Source organism: Mycobacterium sp. Root265 (genome assembly GCF_001428895.1).
Classification (GTDB): domain Bacteria; phylum Actinomycetota; class Actinomycetes; order Mycobacteriales; family Mycobacteriaceae; genus Mycobacterium.
On the sequence record NZ_LMJA01000032.1, the window covers coordinates 120084 to 141199 of the forward strand.

A 21116-nucleotide genomic window follows, 5' to 3' on the forward strand; every position below is an offset into this window, starting at 1 on the left:
TTCTGTGTCAGTGCGAATGCTGTTGGGTCACACCCCAGGCCGGCAGCGGATCGGAGAAACCGAGCCACGCCGACTCGCCCTCGGCGATCTCGTCATCGGTGAGCAGCGCGCCGTTCAGCAGTCGGTAGACCTTGTCCCGGTCGAGTTCGACGCCGATGAACACGATCTCCTGGCCGGGCGTGATGTCCGTGTTCGACCAGTATTGGGCCGGTTCGATCACCAGGTTCGGTCCGGCCTGCGACCAGATCGCGGCAATCGATGGGCGGCTCGCGACCCAGCAGAATCCCTTGCTGCGCAACACCCTGGTGGTCTTGGCGAGTGCACCGGCGAGCCGATGCGGATGGAACGGCCGGTCGGACCGGAAGGTCATCGAGCTGATGCCGTATTCCTCGGTCTCCGGCGTGTGTCCCTCGGCAATCTCCTCATCCCAGCCGGGAGACTGCGCCGCGGCGATCGGATCGAAGAGCCCGGTGCCCAGTACTTCTGCGATCTCGACGACACCGTGCCGAGTTCTGATCAGCTTTGCGGTGGGGTTGAGCCGGCGTAGCAGCGTCTCGACGGTGCCCAGGTGCGCCGGGCTCACCAGATCGGTCTTGTTGAGCAGCAACACATCTGCGAACTCGACCTGGTCGGTCAGCAGGTCGGCGATGCTGCGCGCGTCGCCCTCACCCGCGGAGAGGTCGCGGTCGGCCAGTGCCTCGCCTCTGGCGATCTCGGTGAGGAAGGTGGACGCGTCCACCACCGTCACCATGGTGTCCAGTTTCGCGAGCTGCCCCAGCTGGAAGCCGTCCTCGAACTCCCAGTCGAAGGTCGCTGCCACCGGCATCGGCTCGGAGATCCCCGTCGACTCGATGACCAGCTGGTCGAAACGGTTCTGCCGGGCCAGCGTGCCGACCGCCTCGACCAGATCCTCGCGCAGCGTGCAGCAGATGCAACCGTTGGTCAGTTCGACCAGCTTCTCGTCGGTTCGGAGGGCAGAAGCGAAGCGACCCGGGGAATGATCACGTTCCAGGTGTCCCTGCCCGGCGATCAGGGCGGCGTCGATGTTGATCTCGCTCATGTCATTGACGATGACCGCGACGCGGCGGCCCTCGCGGTTGCCGAGGATGTGGTTGAGCAGGGTGGTCTTGCCGGCACCGAGAAAGCCGGACAGGACGGTGACCGGAAGTAGAGCGGGGGCTGTCATGACACTCCTTATTGATAATGATTATCAATAAGACATTGTCCGATGCGGCGTTTACTAATGCAAACGGTTATCGTTATCGGCGTGATCTCGTTTGCGTCCTCCCGCGCCCTGGCCGCGGGTCTGCTGCTGGCCGTCCCCTTTGCGCTGAGTGCCTGCGGAACGAACGACGGACCGGCTCCGGCGTCGACCGCCGCCCAGGGGGACTGCCCGACCGAGCCCGTCGACGTGGTGGTCAGCGTCGACCAGTGGGGCAAGATCGTGTCCTCGCTCGCCGGAGCCTGCGCCAACGTGACGACAGTGCTGTCCGGCTCGTCGGTCGACCCGCACGATTTCGAACCGGCACCCTCGGACGCTGCCGCCTTCGAAGGCGCCCAGTTGGTCGTGGTCAACGGCGGCCACTATGACGAATGGGCGGCCAAATTGGCCGAGAACAGCGCCCCGGAAGCACCGGTCGTGGACGCCATGGCGATCCTCGGTGGCGATCACGCGGGCCACGACCACGAAGACCACGATCATGAGGGCCACGATCCTGACGACGCCAACCCGCACGCCTGGTACAGCCCGGTCGCGGTGACCGACGTCGCCACCGCGGTGACCGCCGAGCTCACCAAGCTCGCCCCGGCCGCAGGCGAATACTTCGCCGCCCGGAACACCGCGTTCACCGCGGCGCTGCAGCCTTACCGCGATCTCATCGCCCAGATCAAGGCCGGCGCCACCGGTAAGAGCTACGCCGCCACCGAGAGCCTGTTCGACGACATGGCCGCCGAACTGGGGCTGGCCAACCGCACCCCGCAGGGCTATCAGGTCGCCTCGTCGAACGAAACCGATCCCTCCCCGGCCGACCTCGACGCATTCCTGCGTCTGCTGTCGGATCGCGGCGTGGACGTGCTGCTCTACAACACCCAGACCGAGGGCTCGGTGCCCGAACAGCTGCGCGCCGCGGCCGAGAGCGCCGGTGTTCCGGTGGTCGATGTCACCGAAACGGTGGCACCGGGCGCGCCGACGTTCGAGGCTTGGCAGGTGGATCAACTCACCGCTCTTGCCGAGGCTCTTGGTGTCAACTAATCCGGTGTCCGATGACGCGCTTGTCTTCGACGATGTCAGCGTCGTCCGTGGCGGCCGGCTGATCTGGTCGGAAGGCACCTTCGCCATCCCGGCCGGCGGCATCGTGGCCGTGATCGGATCCAACGGCTCGGGCAAGTCGACGCTGCTGCAGGTCGTGCTCGGCCTGCTGCCGGTGGCATCCGGATCGGTGCAGGTGCTCGGCGGGCGGCCCGGGGCCAACAACGACGCCATCGGGTACGTGCCGCAGGACTATGTGGCCGGCGCCGGGGAGGCGATCCGCGCGCGCGACGCCGTGATGCTGGGACTCACCGGTCGGCGGTGGGGCGTGCGTCGCGACACCGCGGCCGACAAGGCCCGGGTCACCGACGCGCTGGAGGCCGTCGAAGCCGGCGAGTTCGCCGACCGACGGGTGTCCCAGCTGTCCGGCGGGCAGCGTCAACGCATCGCACTGGCCAACGCCCTGGTGTCCCGCCCGCGCCTGCTCATCCTCGACGAACCGCTCGCCGCGCTCGACCTGCGCAACCAGCACGAGATCGTGCAGCTGCTGTCCCGGCTGAACTCCGAGTACGACGTGACCATTCTCGTTGTCGCCCATGACCTCAATCCGCTGCTCTCGGTACTGGACAGCGCGGTGTACCTGCTCGACGGGCACGCCCATCACGCCGCCATCGATCAGGTCGTCGACGCCGATCTGCTGACCCACCTCTACGGCACCACGGTGGCGGTGGCCAACACCCTGCAGGGGCAGATGTACATGAGGACCACCTAGATGGGCAGTACCCAGGTGTATCTGGCGCTGGGCTATCAGGAGAACTGGTGGCAGATCCTGACGTCGGCGTTCATGCGCAATGCCTTGATCGGCGGGACATTGGTGGCCCTGGCCGCCGGTCTGATCGGCTACTTCATCATCGTGCGCAATACCGCGTTCGCCGCGCATGCGCTGGCCCATATCGGGCTGCCCGGAGCCACGGGTGCCGCCTTGCTCGGCCTGCCCGTGGTGCTCGGGCTGGGCGTGTTCTGCATCGGCGGCGCCTTGGTGATCGGGGCGATGGGTAAGCGCGCCGGTGACCGTGAGGTCACCACCGGCACGGTGCTGGCGCTGGCGACCGGCTTCGGCTTGTTCTTCAACTCGCTGGCCACCAAGAACTCGTCGACGCTGACCAATGTGCTGTTCGGCAATCTGCTGGCCATCACCCACCAGCAGTTGCTGACGTTCACCGCGCTGCTGCTGGTGATCGCCGCGACCGTCGTCATCGTGTACCGCCCCTTGCTGTTCGCCTCGGTGAACGCTCAGGTCGCCGAGGCCAAGGGCGTTCCGGTGCGGGCATTGTCGGTCATTTTCATGGCGCTGCTCGGCCTGTCCGTGACGATGGCCGTGCAGGCCGTCGGCACCTTGCTGCTGTTCGCACTGGTCGTCACCCCGGCCGCGACCGCGATCATGCTGACCGCGCGACCGCTGGCGGCGATGGCGATCTCCACGGTGATCAGCCTGGTTTCGGTGTGGGCGGGCCTGGCGTTGTCGGCGCTGTTCAACATGCCACCGAGCTTCGTCATCGTCACCATCGCGTGCGCCATCTGGCTCGCGGTGTGGTCGGGTAACCGGATCGGCGCCGTCGTCCGCTAGCCTCAACAGGCATGTCCAGAAGTCCGGCGCCGCGGAGGCGCGCGACGCTGGCATCGCTGGCCGCCGAACTCAACGTTTCGCGCACCACCATCTCCAATGCCTACAACCGGCCCGACCAGTTGTCGGCCGATCTGCGCGAGCGGGTGCTCGCCGCGGCAAAGGAATTGGGCTACGCCGGCCCCGACCCGGTCGCGCGGTCGCTCCGTACCCGTAGGGCCGGTGCGGTCGGCCTGATGATCACCGAGCCGCTCAACTATGCGTTCAGCGATCCGGCGGCCCTGGATTTTGTTGCCGGGCTTGCCGAATCGTGTGAGGAGGCCGGGCAGGGTCTGCTGCTGGTGGCGGCCGGCCCCAACCGCAGCGTCGACGACGGTTCGGCGGCGGTGCTCTCCGCGGGCGTCGACGGATTCGTCGTCTATTCGGCCTCCGACGACGACCCTTACCTACCGGTTCTGCTGCAACGCCATCTGCCGATCGTCGTCGTCGACCAGCCCGGGGATGTCCCCGGCGCGTCGCGGGTCTGCATCGACGATCGTGCGGCCATGCGTGAACTCGCGGAACATGTTGTGGGATTGGGCCATCGCGAGATCGGTGTGCTGACCATGCGGCTCGGTCGGGAATGGCCGCACGAGAGCACCAGACCCATGGTCGCCGATCCGGAGCGGCTCAACACCCCGCATTTTTTGGTCCAGCGTGAGCGGGTGCACGGGGTGTACGACGCGATGAGCGCGGCCGGACTGGATCCGGCGTCGGTGACCGTGGTGGAGAGCTACGAACATCTGCCGCAGTCCGGTGGTGCGGCGGCCGAGGTGGCGCTGGCCGCCAACCCGCGCATCACCGCCCTGATGTGCACCGCCGACGTGTTGGCGCTCTCGGCGATGGACTATCTACGGGCGCACGGCATCTTCGTGCCTGGGCAGCTGACGGTGACCGGTTTCGACGGGGTGCCCGAGGCACTGGCCCGCGGCCTGACGACCGTCACCCAGCCCAGCATGGAGAAGGGCCGCCGCGCCGGGGACCTGCTGCACAACCCGCCGCGCTCGGGTCTGCCGGTCGTCGAGGTGCTCGGCACCGAGGTGGTGCGGGGACGCACCTCCGGCCCACCCGCCTAGCTCCGGCGTCGCGCCAGCAGCACATCGTCATGGGTGTGCTGCCCGTCCGGGCCCGCAGGCACCGCGCGCTGCCGCCGGCGGTCCACGGTCACCTCCCAGTCGGTCCCGAACAGGGCGACCACATCGTCGTGCAGAAGGTAGAGCGCCGGATCGAATCCGTGTGACTTGGCCAGTTCCACGTCGATATCGGCGTGATGCACCACCAGCAGCAGACCGCCGGGCGCGACCGCGGCCAGCAGTGCCCGTTCGGCATCCCGTCCCGGCGAGTGCAGCAGGGCCGGATAGTGCGCGGTGACGAGATCGAAGCCGCCGTCGGGCAGGTCCAGATCCTCCAGGCGGGACCGGACCCAGGTCACCGCCACACCCGCCCGGTCGGCCGCCGCGGCGGCTTCATCCAGTGCCACCCGGGAGGCATCGATGGCCGTGACGTCCCAGCCCTGAGTGGCCAGCCAGACCGCATCGGCGCCCATGCCGCACCCGATGTCGAGTGCCGAACCCGTTGAGCGGCCGGTGATCTCGGACACGACGGCAGGGTTGGGGCGTTGGGCGGGTAGTCGATCCAGGTAAGCGTGGTAGCGCTCGTCCCATTGGTCGAACAGCATCTGTGCCGGGGTATCGGTCATGGCTCCAGGATGCGTGGCCGATGGACCGAAGAGCAATCAATCTTGCCGATCAGGCAATCGGGCATCGACCAGGAACCGCAGCACCGTCGCCACATCTGCCGGGGTGTCCACCCGGAAACCGGCCAGTGTCTCACCAGGCCCGATCTTGATGCCGATATCGCCGTCGCGCATCCGCCGAAATGCCTTCTCGTCGGTGACGTCATCGCCGAGGAAGACCACTGCCGTTGCCGCACAACGGTTCCGCAGGATGTCAACGGCCTCGCCCTTGTCGGTGACGATCACCGCGAACTCGAGCACCGCCTTACCCGCGGTGGTGTGCGCATCCCAGGACTCGGCCGCCGCGGTGGCCAGCGCGAGCGCGGCCGCACCGTCGGCTTCCGAGGCGTTGCGCACATGCAGCGCCACGCTGGCCAGCTTGGGTTCCACCGTCACGCCCGGTCTCCCGGCGGCGATCACGTTGAGCTCGTCGATGATTCGGGTCAGCAGCGCGGTGTCGATCGGGTGGGCGAATCCGGTGTCGAACTCGGCGCCGTGGCTGCCGACCGCCTGCACCGCATCCGACATCCCGGACAGTTCGCGCAGCACCGACAGCGCCCGCCCGGAGATCAGGGCGACGACGGTGTCGGGCAGCCCGGCAAGTTCTTCGAGTGCTGCCGCCGCCTCGGGCAGTGGCCGGGCGTCTGCGGGGTTGTTGACGATCGGCGATAACGTGCCGTCGAAATCGGAGGTGACCAGCAGGCGCGGGGTGGCCGCCGCCTCGGTGAGGGCGCGCTGCAGACCGGCATCAAGCACGGTCACACCTTAGGTTGTTCCCCGTCGCCGATGAGCAGCCGGACCGCCAGGTCGAGCCGTTTGGCCACGTCGGTGGCCGATGCGCGCCGTGTCAGCCAGGCCAACAGGTTGGACAGCCACACATCGGAGATGACGCGCGCGATGTGGAATTGATCCTCGGTGGGCTCGCCTTCGCTCATCGCGCGGGCAAACATGGAGTCCATCAACTTGCCGACGTGATCGACCTCGCCGGCCGCCGAGGCGTCGGCGAAGACGAAGGCGCGGGTCATGGCCTCGGTGAGCAGCGGGTTGCGCTGCATGGACCGGTTGAGGCGTCCCACCATGATGTTCAGGCGTTCGTACGGGGTGCCGCCGGTGAGGGTGGCGCGGTCGGTCTTGGCGTCGATACGTTCGAACTCCCGGCCCAGCGCGGACACCAGCAGGTGCACCTTGGACGGGAAGTAGCGGTAGAGGGTCCCGACGGCGACATCGGCGCGCTCGGCGACGGCCCGCATCTGGACGGCCTCGTAGCCGCCCTTTGAGGCGATGGCCAGGGTGGCGTCCAGGATGCGCTTGCGGCGTTCGCGCTGCGCCTCGGAACCGAGCTCGGATTCGGAGAGAACGGCCACGGCCATCACCTGACGGGGTGAGTCAGAACCCGATCCGGGTTGTGCAGGCGACGACATGTGGCGGACAACTCCTTCGTGATGCGCTTAAGGGGAAAACGATACGCATGCCGGCTGTTGATCGCTCACCTCCCCGCTCCAGATCACAACGGCGCGTCGCGGCCGTGACAGTGGTCGACTTGACGTCCGTGCGCTGGCACTATTAGAACACGTTCTAGTGGGAAGCGGAGCCTTCTCACCCAATGGCTAGGAGTTGCCGGTGTCCGTGTTGTCAGTGCAGACCGACACATCCGATGAGTTCGCGGCCCGTGAACTGGTGCGTAGCTGGGCCGGGGGCTCCGGAGCGATCGAGGCGACCCGCAATGTGGAGCTCGGGGATCCCGATGCCTGGCGGGCGCCGTACAGCGCTTTCGCTCAACTAGGGGCATTCGGTGTGGCGGTCCCCGAAGAGTTCGGCGGGGCGGGCAGCACCGTCGCGGATCTGCTGGCCATGGTCGACGAGGCCGCCGCAGCCCTGGTGCCCGGTCCGCTGGCCACCACGGCGCTGGCCACCCTGGTGGTCGACGATCCCGCCGTGCTGGAGGCGCTCGCCGGCGGAGAGCGCAGCGCAGGTATCGCGTTCGCCTCCGGCATCTCCTTCGACGCGGGCACCGCGACGGGCACCGCGGCGTTCGTCCTGGGTGCGGACCCGGCCGGTGTTTTCGTGCTGCCCGCCTCGGACAGTTGGTTGCTGGTCGACGGCACCGCCGACGGTGTCACGGTCGAGCCCCTGGAGGCCACCGACTTCTCCCGGCCGCTGGCGCGCGTGGTGCTCACCGGCGCCCCCGCCCAGGTGCTCGGCGCCTCCGCCCAGCGGGTCACCGATCTGATCGCCACCGTGCTGGCGGCCGAGACGGCGGGGCTGGCCCGCTGGCTGCTGGACACCGCCAACGAGTACGCCAAGGTGCGCGAGCAGTTCGGTAAGCCGATCGGCAGCTTCCAGGCCGTCAAGCACATGTGCGCGGAGATGCTGTTGCGCAGTCAGCAGGCCGCGGTCGCAGCCGCCGACGCCGCATCGGCCGCCGCCGGAGATGATGCCGAACAGCTGTCGATCGCCGCCGCGGTCGCCGCGTCCATCGGCATCGATGCCGCCAAGAAGAACGCCAGGGACTGCATTCAGGTGCTCGGCGGTATCGGCATCACCTGGGAGCATGACGCGCATCTCTACATGCGGCGGGCCTACGCGGTCGCGCAGTTCCTCGGCGGGCAGTCCCGGTGGCTGCGCCGCACCGTCGAACTGACCCGTGCCGGTATCCGCAGGCAGCTGCATGTGGACGTGGCCGATGCGGACGCCATCCGCCCCGAAATCGCGGCTGCCGCAGCGAAGATCGCCGAGCTGCCCGAGGACGAGCGCCAGCGGGCGCTGGCCGAGTCGGGGCTGCTGGCGCCGCACTGGCCCAAGCCCTACGGCCGGGACGCGACGCCCGCCGAGCAACTCGTCATCGACGAGGAACTGAACGCGGCGGGCGTGGCGCGCCCGGACATCTCGATCGGCTGGTGGGCCGCGCCGACCATCCTGTCGGCGGGCAGCCCCGAACTGATCGACCGGTTCATCCCGGGCACCCTCACCGGGGACGTGTACTGGTGCCAGCTGTTCTCCGAGCCGGGCGCCGGTTCGGACCTTGCCGCCCTGCGCACGAAAGCCGTTCGTACCGAGGGTGGTTGGCTGTTGACGGGGCAGAAGGTGTGGACCTCGAATGCGCACCGCGCGAACTGGGGCATCTGCCTGGCGCGCACCAATCCCGATGTGCCGAAACACAAGGGCATCACCTATTTCCTTGTCGAGATGAACTCGCCCGGTATCGATATCCGGCCGCTGCGCGAGATCACCGGCGAGGCCCTGTTCAACGAGGTGTTCTTCGACGACCTGTTCGTGCCCGACGATCTGGTGGTCGGCGAGGTCGACGGCGGATGGCCGCTGGCGCGCACGACGCTGGCCAATGAGCGCGTCGCGATCGCCACCGGCGGCGCCCTCGACAAGGGGATGGAGCACCTGCTCGAGGTGATCGGGGACCGCGAGCTGGACGGCGCGGAGGCCGACCGGCTGGGGACGTTGATCATTGCGGCACAGGTGGGTTCGCTGCTGGACCAGCTGATCGCGCGGTTGGCGGTCGGCGGCAACGATCCCGGTGCGCCGTCGAGTGTGCGCAAGCTGATCGGGGTGCGCTATCGCCAGGGTCTGGCCGAGACGGTGATGGACTTCCTGGATGGCGCGGGCATCGTGGATTCCCCGGACGTGCGTTACTTCCTGAACACCCGTTGCCTGTCCATCGCCGGTGGCACCGAGCAGATCCTGCTCACGCTGGCGGGGGAGCGGCTGCTGGGACTGCCGCGCTGAGATAACTGGTCAGCAGCCGGACCACCTCGTCTTCGAGCTGCCCGGTGTCCACCGGCGCCCCGATGAGCCGGTGCACCAACGATTCGACGGTGGCGATGGTCAGCCGGGCCGCGAAGTCCGGGTCGGTGACCCGGACCTCGGGGTGGTGGCGCAGCAGTTCGGTGACGCCGGCGACACCGCGGGCCTCGGTGTCGTGCAACCGGTTCAGCAGCGCCGCCGAGCGGGGCGCCTCCTCGAAGAGGACCCGGTGCAGCGAGGGGTCGTCGCGGTGATTGTCGATGGCGGCGCGCACGAACAGTCGCACCAGATCCTCGAGCGCCGCGGGCAGGCCGTCGCGCAGCCGCTCGGTCAGTAGCGTGGTGCCGGCGTCGATGTGCGCTTCACTGAGCGCGGCGAGGATGGCGTCCTTGTTCGGAAAGTACTGATACAGAGAGCCGATGGACACGTCGGCCGCGGCGGCGATGCGGTTCGTGGTGCCCGCGGCGTAGCCGTGCTCGCTGAAGACGCGGGCAGCCGCATCCAGGATGTCGCGACGGGTCTGAGCCGAGCGCTGCTGGCGGGGCTGCTTGCGGGCACGGAACCGGTCGGTGGGTGCCATGTCACCAGCGTAGGTCAGCTGAAAGTGGTCTGCGCGCACGCCGCCGGGGTGGTGAAGTTCACCCCGGAGTAGACGACCTGAACGTTCGAACACACGATGAAACCGGCTTCGGTCGTGGGTTTGCCGGTGGCCCAGTCGGTTTGCACGGCGGTACCGTCGGTGCGGAAACGCTCGAGCGGTCCACCGCCGAAGTAGGTGACCGAGATCTCGTTACCGCTGACGGCCTTGAAGGACCGGGAGAGGACGTTGTTGATGTTGGCGCCCTTGCTTTCCGGCGGTGCGCCCGACGGTGCGCTGTAGCTGACTTCCTGGAAGACACTGCGATCGGTGCTGCGCACGGTGATGGTCTGCCGCGCCCAGAACTCGCCCGGGAAGCCGATCGGCCCTTCCGGGGTCAGCAGGTTGATCTGGGTGTTGAAGAAGCACCGCCCCTGCGCCTGCACGCAGTCGGCGGTGGCGTGCACTTCGAGCGTGCCGCCCGGCGCCGGTATCGACGACATCCCGGAGTTCGTCGCGGCCCCGGCGACGGCCGGACCCGTCAACGCGGCGGTGGCACACACGGCCGCGGCCGTCAGACCCGTCGCCACGCGCCCAAGAATCCTCTTCACGGCAGTTCCTCCCGGTCCGGGCGAATGTTAGCCCGAGCGCTATTCGTCGTAGGTGACTTCCACCGAATCCGACGTGGGCAGCGCCTGGCACGCCAGGATCAGCCCTTCGTCGAGATCCGACGGTTCGAGCACGTCATTGATCTCCATGTCCACATCGCCCTTGCGCATCAGCACCGCGCAGGCCCCGCAGTGTCCCTCGCGGCAGGAGAACGGGGCGTCCAGTCCCTTGTTGAGCAGGACGTCGAGCAGCTTTGCCTTGCGCGGCCACTCGATCTCGTGGGTGGTGCCGTCGAGTTCGACGACGGCCTGCGCCGGCCCGCGGTCGTCGTCCTCGTCGATCTCGATGACCACCTCGGCGAACGGGTCCGAGTCCAGCGATTTGAAGACCTCGATGTGGATGTGCTTCGCGTCGACGGTCTTCAATGCGGCCTCGGCGGCCGCCATGAACGGGCCGGGCCCGCAGATGAATGCCTCGTGCGCGGCGAACGGCCGCAGCAGGGTGGCCAGCGCGTCGGTGCTGGGCAGGCCCTGCACGGTTTCCAGCCAGTGGATGACCGTCAACCGGTCCGGGTGTGCCGCCGCCAACTCACGCAATGCGGCGGAGAAGATCACCGAGTTCTCGTCGCGGTTGGCGTAGACCAGCACGATCTTCCCGCTGCCCTCGGCGAGTGCGGATTTGCAGATCGCCATCATCGGCGTGATGCCGCTGCCGGCGGCCAGCAGCAACAGATCAGTGTGCAGGTTCTTCGGCACGAACGTGCCCGACGGAGCCAGCACGTGCATTCGCATCCCGGCGTGGGCGTTGTCGCACAACCAGTTCGACGCGTAGCCGTCGGCGGTCCGTTTGACGGTGACCGTGAGATGCTCATCGACCGCCGGCGCGCTCGACAACGAGTAGCAGCGGGCCACCGACCCGGTCTTCTCGCTGGGCACCCGCAGGGTCAGGAACTGACCGGGTGAGTAGCGAAGCCGGTCCGCGGGAATGTCACTCCCGTCCGGAATCGAGAACACCAGCGAGCGGGCGTCGGCGGTCTCCTCGACGACCTCGGTCACCTGTAGTTCCAGCACATGGCTGCCGAGCGGCTCATCCGTCACAGCCCTGCCCTCATTTCCCTCATAACTAGAACATGTTACAAAACAGAACATGCGCAGGTCCAGCCGATGATTCGGCACGCTACTCGACACAAATCGTAACGTGTTCTAATCTTTGTCCAGTGCTTGATCTCGATCCGGGAGGCAATTCAGTGACGTCTATTGAACAGCGTGACGTGCAGGCGGTGCTCGCCGGCATCGATGATCTGTTGCCGAAGCTGCGGGAACGGGCCCAGGCCGCCGAAGATCGGCGCCAGGTGTCCTACGAAACCATCAACGAACTCGACGAGGTCGGCTTCTTCAAACTGCTCCAGCCCGAGCAGTGGGGCGGCCTGCAGGCCGACCCGACGAACTTCTACGAGGCGGTCCGCCGACTCGCCAGCGCCTGCGGTTCCACCGGCTGGATCAGCTCGATCATCGGTGTGCACAACTGGCATCTCGCGCTGTTCGACCAGAAGGCCCAGGACGAGGTGTGGGGCGAGGATCCGACGGTCCGGGTGTCCTCCTCGTACGCACCGATGGGGGCTGGCACCGTCGTCGACGGTGGTTACCTGGTCAGCGGCGCCTGGCAGTGGTCCTCCGGCAGCGAGCACGCCACCTGGGCGTTCCTCGGCGGCCCGGTGATCAAGGACGGCCGCCCGGTCGACTTCGGCAGCTTCCTGATCCCGCGCACCGAATACACCATCGACGACGTGTGGCATGTCGTCGGCCTGAAGGGGACCGGCAGCAACACCGTGGTCGTCAAGGACGTCTTCGTGCCCTCGCACCGCTTCCTGTCCTACAAGGCGATGAACGACGGCTCCGCGGGCGGGTACGAGAACAACACCGCGCCGGTCTACAAGATGCCGTGGGGCACCATGCACCCCACCACCATCTCCGCGCCGATCGTCGGTATGGCCTACGGCGCCTACGCCGCCCATGTCGAGCACCAGGGCAAGCGGGTACGTGCGGCCTTCGCCGGCGAGAAGTCCAAGGACGACCCCTTCGCCAAGGTCCGCATCGCCGAGGCGGCCAGCGATATCGACGCCGCCTGGCGCCAGCTGATCGGCAATGTCGGCGACGAGTACGCACTTCTGCAGGCGGGCAAGGAGATTCCGTTCGAGCTGCGCGCCCGCGCCCGTCGCGACCAGGTGCGTGCCACGGCCCGCTCCATCGCCTCGATCGACCTGCTGTTCGAGTCGGCCGGCGCCACCGCGCTGGTCACCGGCGCCCCGTTGCAGCGGTTCTGGCGTGACGCGCACGCCGGGCGGGTGCACGCCGCCAACGAGCCCGAGCGCGCCTACCTGATCTTCGGCAACAACGAGTTCGGACTGCCGCCCGCGGACACGATGGTCTGATATGACTGCCGTTCAAGAGATCACGTTCGAATCGACCTCGCGATACGCGGATGTGCAAGCCGGGGAACTGGCCATGCGGCTGCACTACCACGAGGCGGGTGACCCGACCGCTCAGACCATCGTGCTGCTGCACGGCGGTGGTCCCGGCGCGTCGAGCTGGTCGAACTTCGGCCGCAACATCGCCGTGCTCGCCGAGAAGTTCCACGTCATCGCGATCGACCAGCCCGGCTACGGGCTGTCCGACAAGCACACCGAGCACGAGCAGTACAACCGGTACAGCGCCAAGGCGGTGCTCGGTCTGCTCGACAGCCTCGGCGTGCAGGGACGCGTTCCGCTGCTGGGCAATTCGCTCGGCGGGGGCACCGCGGTGCGGTTCGCGCTGGACTACCCGGACCGCGCAGGCAAGCTCATCCTGATGGGGCCCGGCGGCCTGAGCGTCAACCTGTTCGCGCCGGATCCGACCGAAGGCGTCAAGGCGCTCGCGAAGTTCAACTACGAGCCGACGCGGGAGAACCTCGAAGCCTTCATCCGCATCATGGTGTTCGACCAGAAGCTGGTCACCCCGGAACTCGTCGACGAGCGATTCGCCATCGCCAGCACACCGGAATCGTTGGCCGCCACCCGGGCGATGGGTAAGTCGTTCGCGGGACCGGACTTCGAGCTCGGCATGATGTGGCGCGAGGTCTTCAAGCTACGCCAGCCGGTGCTGCTGATCTGGGGTCGTGAGGACCGGGTCAATCCGCTCGACGGCGCACTGGTCGCGGTCAAGCAGATCCCACGCGTGCAGTTGCACGTTTTCGGACAGTGTGGACACTGGGCTCAGGTCGAGAAGTTCGACGAGTTCAACAAGCTCACCATCGATTTCCTGAGTTAGGAAGGGCACCGCGATGAGCATCAAGGCTCTTGGATACATGCGCATCGAAGCCACCGATGTCGCGGCGTGGCGCGAGTTCGCGCTCAAGGTGCTCGGCATGGTCGAAGGCGACGGCAGCACCCCCGGTGCGCTGTACCTGCGCATGGACGAGATGGCCGCCCGGCTGGTGATCGTGCCCGGCGACCAGGACCGGCTGCTGATCTCGGGCTGGGAGGTCGCCGACGCGCCGGCGCTGCAGGCGCTGCGCGAGACGCTGTCCAAGGCAGGCGTCGAATTCGCCGAGGGCACCCGCGAGGAGCGCTCCGAACGGCGGGTTGAGGGCCTGATCCGTTTCACCGATCCGGCGGGCAACGTGCTGGAGGCGTTCCACGGTGCCCAGTACCTGGGGCGCCGGTTCGTCAGCCCGTACGGCCACAAGTTCGTCACCGCCGAGCAGGGTCTCGGGCACGTGGTGCTCACCTGTGACGATGATGCTGCGGCACAGGCGTTCTACCAGGATGTGCTCGGCTTCCGGCTGCGCGACTCGATGAGCCTGCCGCCGCAGTTGGCGGGCCGCCCGGCCGACGGTGATCCGATCTGGCTGCGCTTCTACGGGTGCAACCCACGCCACCATGCGCTGGCCTTCATGCCGATGCCCAACCCGACCGGCATCGTGCATCTGATGGTCGAGGTCGAGGAGTCCGATGACGTCGGTCTCTGCCTGGACCGCGCGCTGCGCCGCAAGGTGAAGATGTCGGCGACCCTGGGCAGGCACACCAACGACAAGATGCTGTCGTTCTACATCAAGACCCCCGGCGGGTTCGACATCGAGTTCGGTTGTGAGGGGCTCGAAGTCGAGGACACCAGCTGGGTGGCCCGGGAGAGCACCGCGGTCAGTCTGTGGGGCCACGACTTCAGCGTCGGCTTCAAGTAGTCATGAGTTCTGCGACCATCGATCCGCGTACCTTCCGGCATGTGCTCGGCCAGTTCTGCACCGGTGTCACCGTGATCACCACGGTCCATGACGGGGTGCCGATCGGTTTCGCCTGTCAGTCCTTCGCCGCGCTGTCGCTGGATCCGCCGCTGGTGCTGTTCTGCCCCACCAAGCAGTCGCGGGCCTGGCAGGCCATCGAGTCCAGCGGCAAGTTCTGCGTCAACATGCTGCACGAGAACCAGCAGCACGTCTCGGCACAGTTCGGATCCAAGGCGCCGGACAAGTTCGCCGGGATCGACTGGAGCCCTTCGGAACTCGGATCGCCGGTGATCGACGGCAGCCTGGCCCACATCGACTGCACGGTGGCCTCGGTGCACGACGGCGGTGATCACTTCGTCGTGTTCGGCGCGGTGCAGTCGATGTCGGAGCCGCCCGCTCTCAAGCCGCGCCCGTTGCTGTTCTACCGCGGCGAGTACACCGGTATCGAACCGGACAAGAACACCCCGGCCCAGTGGCGCGACGATCTGGATGCCTTCCTCACCGCGACCACATCGGACACCTGGCTCTGAGGCTGCTAGTCCCCGGTGCGCTGTATCCGGACGTCCAGTTCCACCTGGGCCGGGCAGTCTCCGGTGTAGTCCTGGAACGACTTCCCGGTCAGCGTGGCGATCGGGTTCTGCGGACCCTGCGGCAGCGGTAGTTCATCGCGGGATGACTGGCGTACCTTGCCGATTCCATCGGTGCACTGCGCATCACCCTCTGGGAAGCTCGCGGTGAAGCGGCGGTCGCCGTACTGCATCACGAACAGGTTGTTGGTGTCGATCGTCGACATCAACGTCACGCAACGGTCCCCGGTGCGCAGGCAGTGGGTGGTGGCGCGGTAGTCGTGCGGCGGGAACACCTCGCCGGTGGCCGGGTAGGTCTGGGTGTAGGTGTAGGTGCCCCACAGGGCCGCGCCGGGGGAGGCCCGCAGCGGCGGCTCCTCCGCAGGGTCCGCCGCCTGGGTACCGGTGCCGGTTCCGCTGGTGGGCGACAGGTTGACGGCACGCTTGCTGGCGCACAGGGCCGGTGCGGTGGCCCAGGTGTACTCACCGGACATCGATCCGTCGAGGCGGGGCCGCAGCGAGATGACAGTCCATCCGGTGACATCGACCTCGGCATCGCCGACCTTGCACTTGTCGGGCGCCTCGCGCACGGTCAACCAGTCTCCGTCGATGTAGTCGAACACCATGGAGAGCGACGGCGGTCCGGACGGGTTCTTCGGATCGACCACCGCCACCGTCGCAACACATTCGGTGCCGCGGCAGGTCGAGCGGGCCACCCAGGTCTCGGTGCGGGCCGTGCCGGCCACCGGCTTACCGTCCGGGGTGGCGGTCGGGCCGATGTCCACCTTGAAGCTGCCTTGCAGCGCCGGCCCGGCGTTCGTCTCCGTCGCCTCGTCGGTGGAGCGGACGGTGAACAGGCACGCCGCGAAACCGCCGAGGATGACCGCGATCAGCGCGACCGCCGCCAGCAGTTTGACGAGTGTGTGTTTGGTGTCTTTATTCAGCCCGAGTGCCATCGCGAACAGAATGCCATCCCAGAGTCGCTGCGATGAAGGCAATGACGGTCGTGGCGACATCTCGATGCACTGTTTCGTTGAGGATGTCGTGTTTGGCGCCGGGGAACTCGGCGATCTGCAGGGCCTCGATCTGTTCGGCGTAGGCCCGCACCGGCCCGACGGGCGCGATGGGATCGCCGGTGCCGTGTACCGCCAGGGTCGGGACCGTCAGCGTCGGAAGCTCGGCACCGAACCGATCCCAGGCGGCGGACAGTGCGCGCGCCAGCGGCGCGCTGTCCGCCTCGACGAATGCCAGCGGGTCGTTCTCCAGCGCGTCGAGGTAGAACGGGTCACCGGACAGCCAGGCCGGATCGAGATCCAGTGCGGTGTCGACGTCCAGCAGATCGGCCACCGGCGCCAGCGGAGCTCCGGAGATGATGCCCGCGCGGTAGCGCGCCGGCTGCTCCACCAACCGCAGCGCGGTGACGACAGATCCGAACGAATGGCCCGCCGCGATCAACGGCAGTTCCGGACGCTCCCGCTCGACGATGACGGTGAGCGCCTCGGCCAGCGCCGAGCTGTCCGCCAGGGTGCCGAAATCCCCACGGGGACCTGGGCTCAGCCCGTGCCCCAGCTGGTCGACGGCCCACAGGTCGATACCCGCGGCGTTGAGCGCGAACCCGTAGCGGTGGTACACGCCGGTGTGTTCGCCGAAGCCGTGCAGGAACACGACGGCGGCGCGGGGTTCGGCGGCCGCCCAGTGCCGGTAGTACGCGCGGGCGGTGTCGGTCTCCAGGAAGGGCATGGCCTCACGATATTCAGCTCGGGCCGCCGAGCAGAGCATTACGCTCAGCGATCATGCGATCCCGGATCGCGTCGATGATCGCCGCCACCTCGGGTCGGCGCAGCGTCTCGGCGCGGGTCACCAGCCAGTAGGCCAGCTGCACCGAGACGGCGTCGGGCAGCACCCGGACCAGATCGTCGTGCGGGTCGGCCAGAAAGCACGGCAGCAGTCCCAGGCCGGCGGCGGCGCGCGTCGCCTCGACGTGGACGAAGACATTGGTCGAGGAGACCGACTGCCGCATGCTCGGGGCGAAACTCGTGGCAAGGTCCAGTTCATCGACCTGCAGCATGGACTCGATGAAGTAGACCAGCGGATGGTCGGCGAGGGCGCCGACCTCGCCGGGGGTGCCGTGCTCGGCCAGGTACCTCCGGGAGCCGTACAGGGCCAGGCAGTAGTCGCCCAGCCGGATCGCCTGTGCCCGGTGCACGGTGGGCTCGCCGACCACGACCTCGATATCGACGCTGGAGCGCTGCTGGCTGGCACGCCGGGTGGCGGCGATGATCTCCACCGATACCCCGGGATGGCGGCGCTGGACCGCGGCGGCTGCCGGGGCGGCGATGTAGGCACTGAAACCGTCGGTCGCCGAGAGCCGCACCACCCCTTCGAGGTCGCGCTGCTCCCCGGACGGCGTGCCCAGCGACTGCACCGCGGCTTCGACGGCCTCTGCGGCGGCCAGCACCTCGCGACCCCGATCGGTCAGCTCCCACACCGCACCCACCCGGGTCAGCACCCGGGCGCCGATGGTCTGTTCCAATGCGGCGATGCGCCGCGAGACGGTGGTGTGGTTGAGCCCGAGGGTTTCGGCGGCGAGAACGTAGCGTCCGGTGCGCCCGACCGCCAGCAGGATCAGCAAATCGTCGGCACTCGGCAGGCCCATATCTGCATTTTTGCAGAGATGTACTGCAGATCTGACCATTGTGTCGATCTTGACGTGCATGAATACTCACTCATATGTGTGCTGCCGATCACAATTCCACTCAGACCACCACCGGTCTGAAACGCGTCGTCACCGCATCCATGGCCGGCACGGTCGTGGAGTGGTACGAGTTCTTTCTGTACGGCACCGCGGCGACGCTGGTGTTCAGCAAGGTGTTCTTCGCCGAGACGACCAGTGAGCTCAACGCGATCTTCCTGGCCTTCGCCACCTATGCGGTCGGGTTCGTGGCGCGCCCGCTCGGCGGCATCGTGTTCGGTCACTACGGAGACAAGTACGGTCGCAAGAAGCTCCTGCAGTTCTCCCTGCTGCTCGTCGGCGCCGCCACCTTCCTGATGGGCTGCCTGCCGACCTTCGGACAGATCGGTTACTGGGCGCCGGGTCTGCTGGTGGCGCTGCGCTTCATCCAGGGCTTCGCCGTCGGCGGTGAATGGGGTGGCGCGATCCTGCTGGTCGCCGAGCACAGCCCGAACAACCGCCGCGGGTTCTGGGCCAGCTGGCCGCAGGCCGGTGTCCCGGTGGGCAACATGCTGGCCACCGTCGTGCTGCTGGTGCTCACCGCGACCCTGTCGGAATCAGCCTTCCTGTCCTGGGGATGGCGGGTGGCGTTCTGGCTGTCCGCGGTCGTCGTGCTGATCGGCTACTACATCCGCACCAAGGTCACCGACGCACCCATTTTCGTTGCGGCACAACAGGAAGCCGAGCAGATCAAGGCCACCTCGTTCAGTGTCAAGGAGGTGCTCCTGCGTTACCCGCGCGGTGTGTTCACCGCGATGGGCCTGCGATTCGGCGAGAACATCATGTACTACCTGGTGGTCACCTTCTCCATCACCTATCTGAAGGTCTCAGTGGGCGCGGACACCAGTTCCATCCTGTGGTACCTGCTGGTCGCACACGCGGTGCACTTCGCCGTTGTGCCGGTGGTGGGCCACCTGGCCGACCGGTTCGGCCGGCGTCCGGTCTACATGGTGGGTGCGGTGCTGGGCGGCACCTGGGGCTTCTTCGCCTTCCCGATGATGAACAGCGGCAACTATGTGGTCATCACCGCCGCGATCACGCTCGGCCTGATGATCCACGCCTTCATGTACGCACCGCAACCGGCCATCATGGCCGAGATGTTCCCGACCCGGATGCGCTACTCCGGTGTGTCCCTCGGTTATCAGGTGACCTCCATCGTGGCCGGCTCGCTCGCACCGCTGATCGCGGTGAAGTTGCTCGACATCTACGGCTCGCCCGTGCCGATCTCGATCTACCTGGCCATCGCGTGCGCCATCACCCTGGTCGCGGTGCTCTTCACCCGGGAGACCAACGGCATCGACCTGCGGACTCTGGACGACGCGGATGCGCGGGAGATCGCCGAGGCGCGTGCATGAGTGAGCTCTCCGGCAAGACCGCACTGGTCACCGGTGGGGCCAGCGGTATCGGCGCGGCGTGTGCCCGCGAACTCGCGGGCCGGGGTGCGACCGTGACGGTGGCAGACGTCGACGAGGAGGCCGCCGGCGCGCTGGCCGACGAGATCGGTGGAACCGCCTGGGCGGTCGACCTTCTCGACGTGATAGCACTGCAGGATGTGCGCCTGGATGTGGACATCCTGATCAACAACGCCGGCGTGCAGACGGTCGCGGAGATCACCGAGTTCGACCCGGCGCGGTTCCGCTCGATGCTGGCCCTGATGGTGGAGGCGCCGTTCCTGCTCATCCGCGCCGCGCTCCCGCACATGTACGCGGAGGGTTTCGGCCGCATCATCAATATGTCCTCGGTGCACGGATTGCGGGCCTCTGAATACAAGGTCGCCTACGTGACGGCCAAGCACGCGCTGGAGGGGCTGTCCAAGGTCACCGCGCTCGAAGGCGGGCCGCGCGGGGTGACCAGCAACTGCGTCAACCCCGGCTATGTGCGAACGGCACTGGTGGACAAGCAGATCGCCGATCAGGCGAGCACGCACGGTATCGACGAGCAACAGGTGGTCGAGCAGATCCTGTTGAAGGAGAGCGCCATCAAGCAGCTGGTGGAACCCCAGGAGGTCGCCTCGCTGGTGGGCTGGCTGGCCTCCGCGCAGGCGCGCATGGTGACCGGTGCGTCATACAGCATGGACGGCGGTTGGAGCGCACGCTAGGCGCCCCTCTTGAGGCGCAAGGTCAACTCGTGCGCGGTGCGCAGCAGGGTCTCGCCGAGCTGCGCGGTGCGTTCGCCGGCCATCCGGGCCTGCACTCCGGTCAGGCTCAGCGCCCACTGCGGTTGGCCGAGTGCGTCGAAGACGGCGGCCCCGATACCCCAGCTGCCCTCGACCAGCAGGCCCGGGTTCAGCGAATAGCCATCGATCCGGGTCTGCCGGATCCGCTCCTCGATGACCGTGCGCGAATGCGCGGCGCCCCATTCCTTTTCGAGGGCGGCGCGGTGCAGATATTCCTGAGTCTCGCCGTCCGGGAGATGGGCGAGCACGACCAGACCCGCCGAGGCGATGCCGAGCGGAAACCGGCTACCCGGGTAGAGCACATGCGACCGCAATGGGAAGCTGCCCTCGATCGCGGACACACACACCGTCTCCCAGCCGCGTCTGGCGGACAGGAAGGCGCTCTCTCCGGTGTCGTCGGCGAGGGCGCGCAGCAGATCGTCGGCCACCGGTGCGGCGTCGTAGCGGCTGGTCGACACCGAGCCGAGCAGATAGATCTCCGGACCCAGGAACCACAGCCCGGTGCCGGCTTCCCGGTCGATCAGACCTTGCTCGGCGAGTGCGGTGAGCATGCGGTGCGTGGTGGCCCGCGGGATGTCGGTGGCGCGGGCGACGGCCGTCGTCGTGACGCCGCCGCGTTCCCGCCCGACGGCGCGCAGGATCGCGGCGACCCGGGTGATCACCGGTGTACCGAGCTCGGTCATGGTCCGACAATAGCGTTCACTGAGTGGACGCCGATAGCCCTGACCGTCCCGTCGAGCGAGCAGTTCGTAGTCGAATCACGGCAAACCTTGTGGCAGGAGGCGGCAAGATGATGTT

22 protein-coding genes are annotated in these 21116 nt (G+C 67.5%); 11 read left to right on the forward strand and 11 right to left on the reverse strand.

Annotated features, from left to right (window positions below; genetic code table 11):
- Positions 1–7 precede the first annotated feature (7 nt).
- Positions 8–1186 carry a GTP-binding protein gene (locus tag ASE48_RS30040; RefSeq protein WP_057170858.1) on the reverse strand — a complete coding sequence of 393 codons (1179 nt, stop codon included), beginning with the start codon at positions 1184–1186 and terminating at the stop codon, positions 8–10.
- A gap of 57 nt (positions 1187–1243) precedes the next feature.
- Between ASE48_RS30040 and ASE48_RS30045 the strand changes: the two genes are divergently transcribed.
- Genes ASE48_RS30045 through ASE48_RS30060 form a run of 4 tightly spaced genes read left to right on the forward strand, consistent with a single transcriptional unit; the run spans position 1244 to position 4987 of the window.
- The gene (locus ASE48_RS30045) at positions 1244–2251 is read left to right on the forward strand and encodes a metal ABC transporter solute-binding protein, Zn/Mn family (protein ID WP_057170859.1); all 1008 of its coding nucleotides are present in this window, start codon (positions 1244–1246) and stop codon (positions 2249–2251) included.
- 4 nt (positions 2252–2255) lie between these two features.
- Positions 2256–3020 carry a metal ABC transporter ATP-binding protein gene (locus ASE48_RS30050; protein WP_235571731.1) on the forward strand — a complete coding sequence of 255 codons (765 nt, stop codon included), beginning with the start codon at positions 2256–2258 and terminating at the stop codon, positions 3018–3020.
- Positions 3021–3875 (forward strand): metal ABC transporter permease, encoded by an 855-nt coding sequence (locus ASE48_RS30055; protein WP_057170861.1) that lies wholly within the window; start codon positions 3021–3023, stop codon positions 3873–3875.
- Positions 3876–3886: 11 nt separating this feature from the next.
- Positions 3887–4987 carry a LacI family DNA-binding transcriptional regulator gene (locus ASE48_RS30060; RefSeq protein WP_057170862.1) on the forward strand — a complete coding sequence of 367 codons (1101 nt, stop codon included), beginning with the start codon at positions 3887–3889 and terminating at the stop codon, positions 4985–4987.
- On the opposite strand, the gene ASE48_RS30065 is transcribed toward ASE48_RS30060, so the two are convergent.
- Genes ASE48_RS30065 through kstR form a run of 3 tightly spaced genes read right to left on the reverse strand, consistent with a single transcriptional unit; the run spans position 4984 to position 7010 of the window.
- Positions 4984–5610, reverse strand: a complete 627-nt coding sequence (locus ASE48_RS30065) for a class I SAM-dependent methyltransferase (protein ID WP_057170863.1) — start codon at positions 5608–5610, stop codon at positions 4984–4986. The two genes, ASE48_RS30060 and ASE48_RS30065, sit on opposite strands and share 4 nt — an antisense overlap.
- A gap of 36 nt (positions 5611–5646) precedes the next feature.
- Positions 5647–6408, reverse strand: a complete 762-nt coding sequence (gene otsB, locus ASE48_RS30070) for a trehalose-phosphatase (protein WP_057170864.1) — start codon at positions 6406–6408, stop codon at positions 5647–5649.
- Positions 6405–7010 (reverse strand): cholesterol catabolism transcriptional regulator KstR, encoded by a 606-nt coding sequence (gene kstR, locus ASE48_RS30075; RefSeq protein WP_162264296.1) that lies wholly within the window; start codon positions 7008–7010, stop codon positions 6405–6407. The genes otsB and kstR overlap by 4 nt, the downstream gene beginning before the upstream one ends.
- Before the next feature lie 250 nt (positions 7011–7260).
- On the opposite strand from kstR, the gene ASE48_RS30080 reads away from it, so the two are divergent.
- Positions 7261–9384: an acyl-CoA dehydrogenase gene (locus ASE48_RS30080; RefSeq protein WP_442928786.1), complete on the forward strand. Its 2124-nt coding sequence runs from the start codon at positions 7261–7263 to the stop codon at positions 9382–9384.
- Here the strand turns inward: ASE48_RS30080 and ASE48_RS30085 are convergent.
- The 3 genes from ASE48_RS30085 to ASE48_RS30095 are packed head-to-tail and all read right to left on the reverse strand — an operon-like array spanning position 9344 to position 11685.
- Positions 9344–9982, reverse strand: a complete 639-nt coding sequence (locus ASE48_RS30085) for a TetR/AcrR family transcriptional regulator (RefSeq protein ID WP_057170958.1) — start codon at positions 9980–9982, stop codon at positions 9344–9346. The genes ASE48_RS30080 and ASE48_RS30085 overlap by 41 nt on opposite strands.
- A gap of 14 nt (positions 9983–9996) precedes the next feature.
- Positions 9997–10569, reverse strand: a complete 573-nt coding sequence (locus ASE48_RS30090) for a hypothetical protein (RefSeq protein WP_235571733.1) — start codon at positions 10567–10569, stop codon at positions 9997–9999.
- A gap of 60 nt (positions 10570–10629) precedes the next feature.
- Positions 10630–11685 (reverse strand): ferredoxin--NADP reductase, encoded by a 1056-nt coding sequence (locus ASE48_RS30095; RefSeq protein ID WP_057170868.1) that lies wholly within the window; start codon positions 11683–11685, stop codon positions 10630–10632.
- Positions 11686–11834: 149 nt separating this feature from the next.
- Here ASE48_RS30095 and hsaA point away from each other — a divergent pair, with 149 nt between their 5' ends.
- From hsaA to hsaB, 4 genes are read left to right on the forward strand one after another with little or no spacing between them, the layout of a single operon-like run.
- Positions 11835–13019 carry a 3-hydroxy-9,10-secoandrosta-1,3,5(10)-triene-9,17-dione monooxygenase oxygenase subunit gene (gene hsaA / locus ASE48_RS30100; protein ID WP_057170959.1) on the forward strand — a complete coding sequence of 395 codons (1185 nt, stop codon included), beginning with the start codon at positions 11835–11837 and terminating at the stop codon, positions 13017–13019.
- Between the two features lies 1 nt (position 13020).
- Positions 13021–13893 (forward strand): 4,5:9,10-diseco-3-hydroxy-5,9,17-trioxoandrosta-1(10),2-diene-4-oate hydrolase, encoded by an 873-nt coding sequence (gene hsaD, locus ASE48_RS30105; protein WP_057170869.1) that lies wholly within the window; start codon positions 13021–13023, stop codon positions 13891–13893.
- Between the two features lie 13 nt (positions 13894–13906).
- A complete protein-coding gene (hsaC, locus tag ASE48_RS30110; protein WP_057170870.1) occupies positions 13907–14806 on the forward strand; it encodes an iron-dependent extradiol dioxygenase HsaC in 900 nt (299 codons plus the stop codon).
- A 2-nt stretch (positions 14807–14808) separates the two neighbouring features.
- On the forward strand, positions 14809–15375 hold the full coding sequence (gene hsaB, locus ASE48_RS30115) for a 3-hydroxy-9,10-secoandrosta-1,3,5(10)-triene-9,17-dione monooxygenase reductase subunit (protein WP_057170871.1): 567 nt from the start codon (positions 14809–14811) through the stop codon (positions 15373–15375).
- A 5-nt stretch (positions 15376–15380) separates the two neighbouring features.
- Here the strand turns inward: hsaB and ASE48_RS30120 are convergent, their stop codons facing one another.
- From ASE48_RS30120 to ASE48_RS30130, 3 genes are read right to left on the reverse strand one after another with little or no spacing between them, the layout of a single operon-like run.
- Positions 15381–16367, reverse strand: a complete 987-nt coding sequence (locus ASE48_RS30120; RefSeq protein ID WP_057170872.1) for a hypothetical protein — start codon at positions 16365–16367, stop codon at positions 15381–15383.
- Entirely contained in the window at positions 16348–17151 is an 804-nt protein-coding gene (locus ASE48_RS30125) for an alpha/beta fold hydrolase (RefSeq protein WP_057170960.1), read from the reverse strand. Before ASE48_RS30125 ends, ASE48_RS30120 begins: the two co-directional genes overlap by 20 nt.
- Positions 17152–17164: 13 nt before the next feature.
- Positions 17165–18067, reverse strand: coding sequence for a LysR family transcriptional regulator (locus ASE48_RS30130; RefSeq protein ID WP_200962304.1), 903 nt, complete (start codon positions 18065–18067; stop codon positions 17165–17167).
- A gap of 74 nt (positions 18068–18141) precedes the next feature.
- Here ASE48_RS30130 and ASE48_RS30135 point away from each other — a divergent pair, with 74 nt between their 5' ends.
- Positions 18142–19497 carry an MFS transporter gene (locus ASE48_RS30135; RefSeq protein WP_057170873.1) on the forward strand — a complete coding sequence of 452 codons (1356 nt, stop codon included), beginning with the start codon at positions 18142–18144 and terminating at the stop codon, positions 19495–19497.
- Positions 19494–20240, forward strand: a complete 747-nt coding sequence (locus tag ASE48_RS30140; RefSeq protein WP_057170874.1) for a 3-hydroxybutyrate dehydrogenase — start codon at positions 19494–19496, stop codon at positions 20238–20240. Before ASE48_RS30135 ends, ASE48_RS30140 begins: the two co-directional genes overlap by 4 nt.
- Here ASE48_RS30140 and ASE48_RS30145 read toward each other — a convergent pair.
- On the reverse strand, positions 20237–21001 hold the full coding sequence (locus ASE48_RS30145; RefSeq protein ID WP_057170875.1) for an IclR family transcriptional regulator: 765 nt from the start codon (positions 20999–21001) through the stop codon (positions 20237–20239). The two genes, ASE48_RS30140 and ASE48_RS30145, sit on opposite strands and share 4 nt — an antisense overlap.
- Positions 21002–21116: the final 115 nt, after the last annotated feature.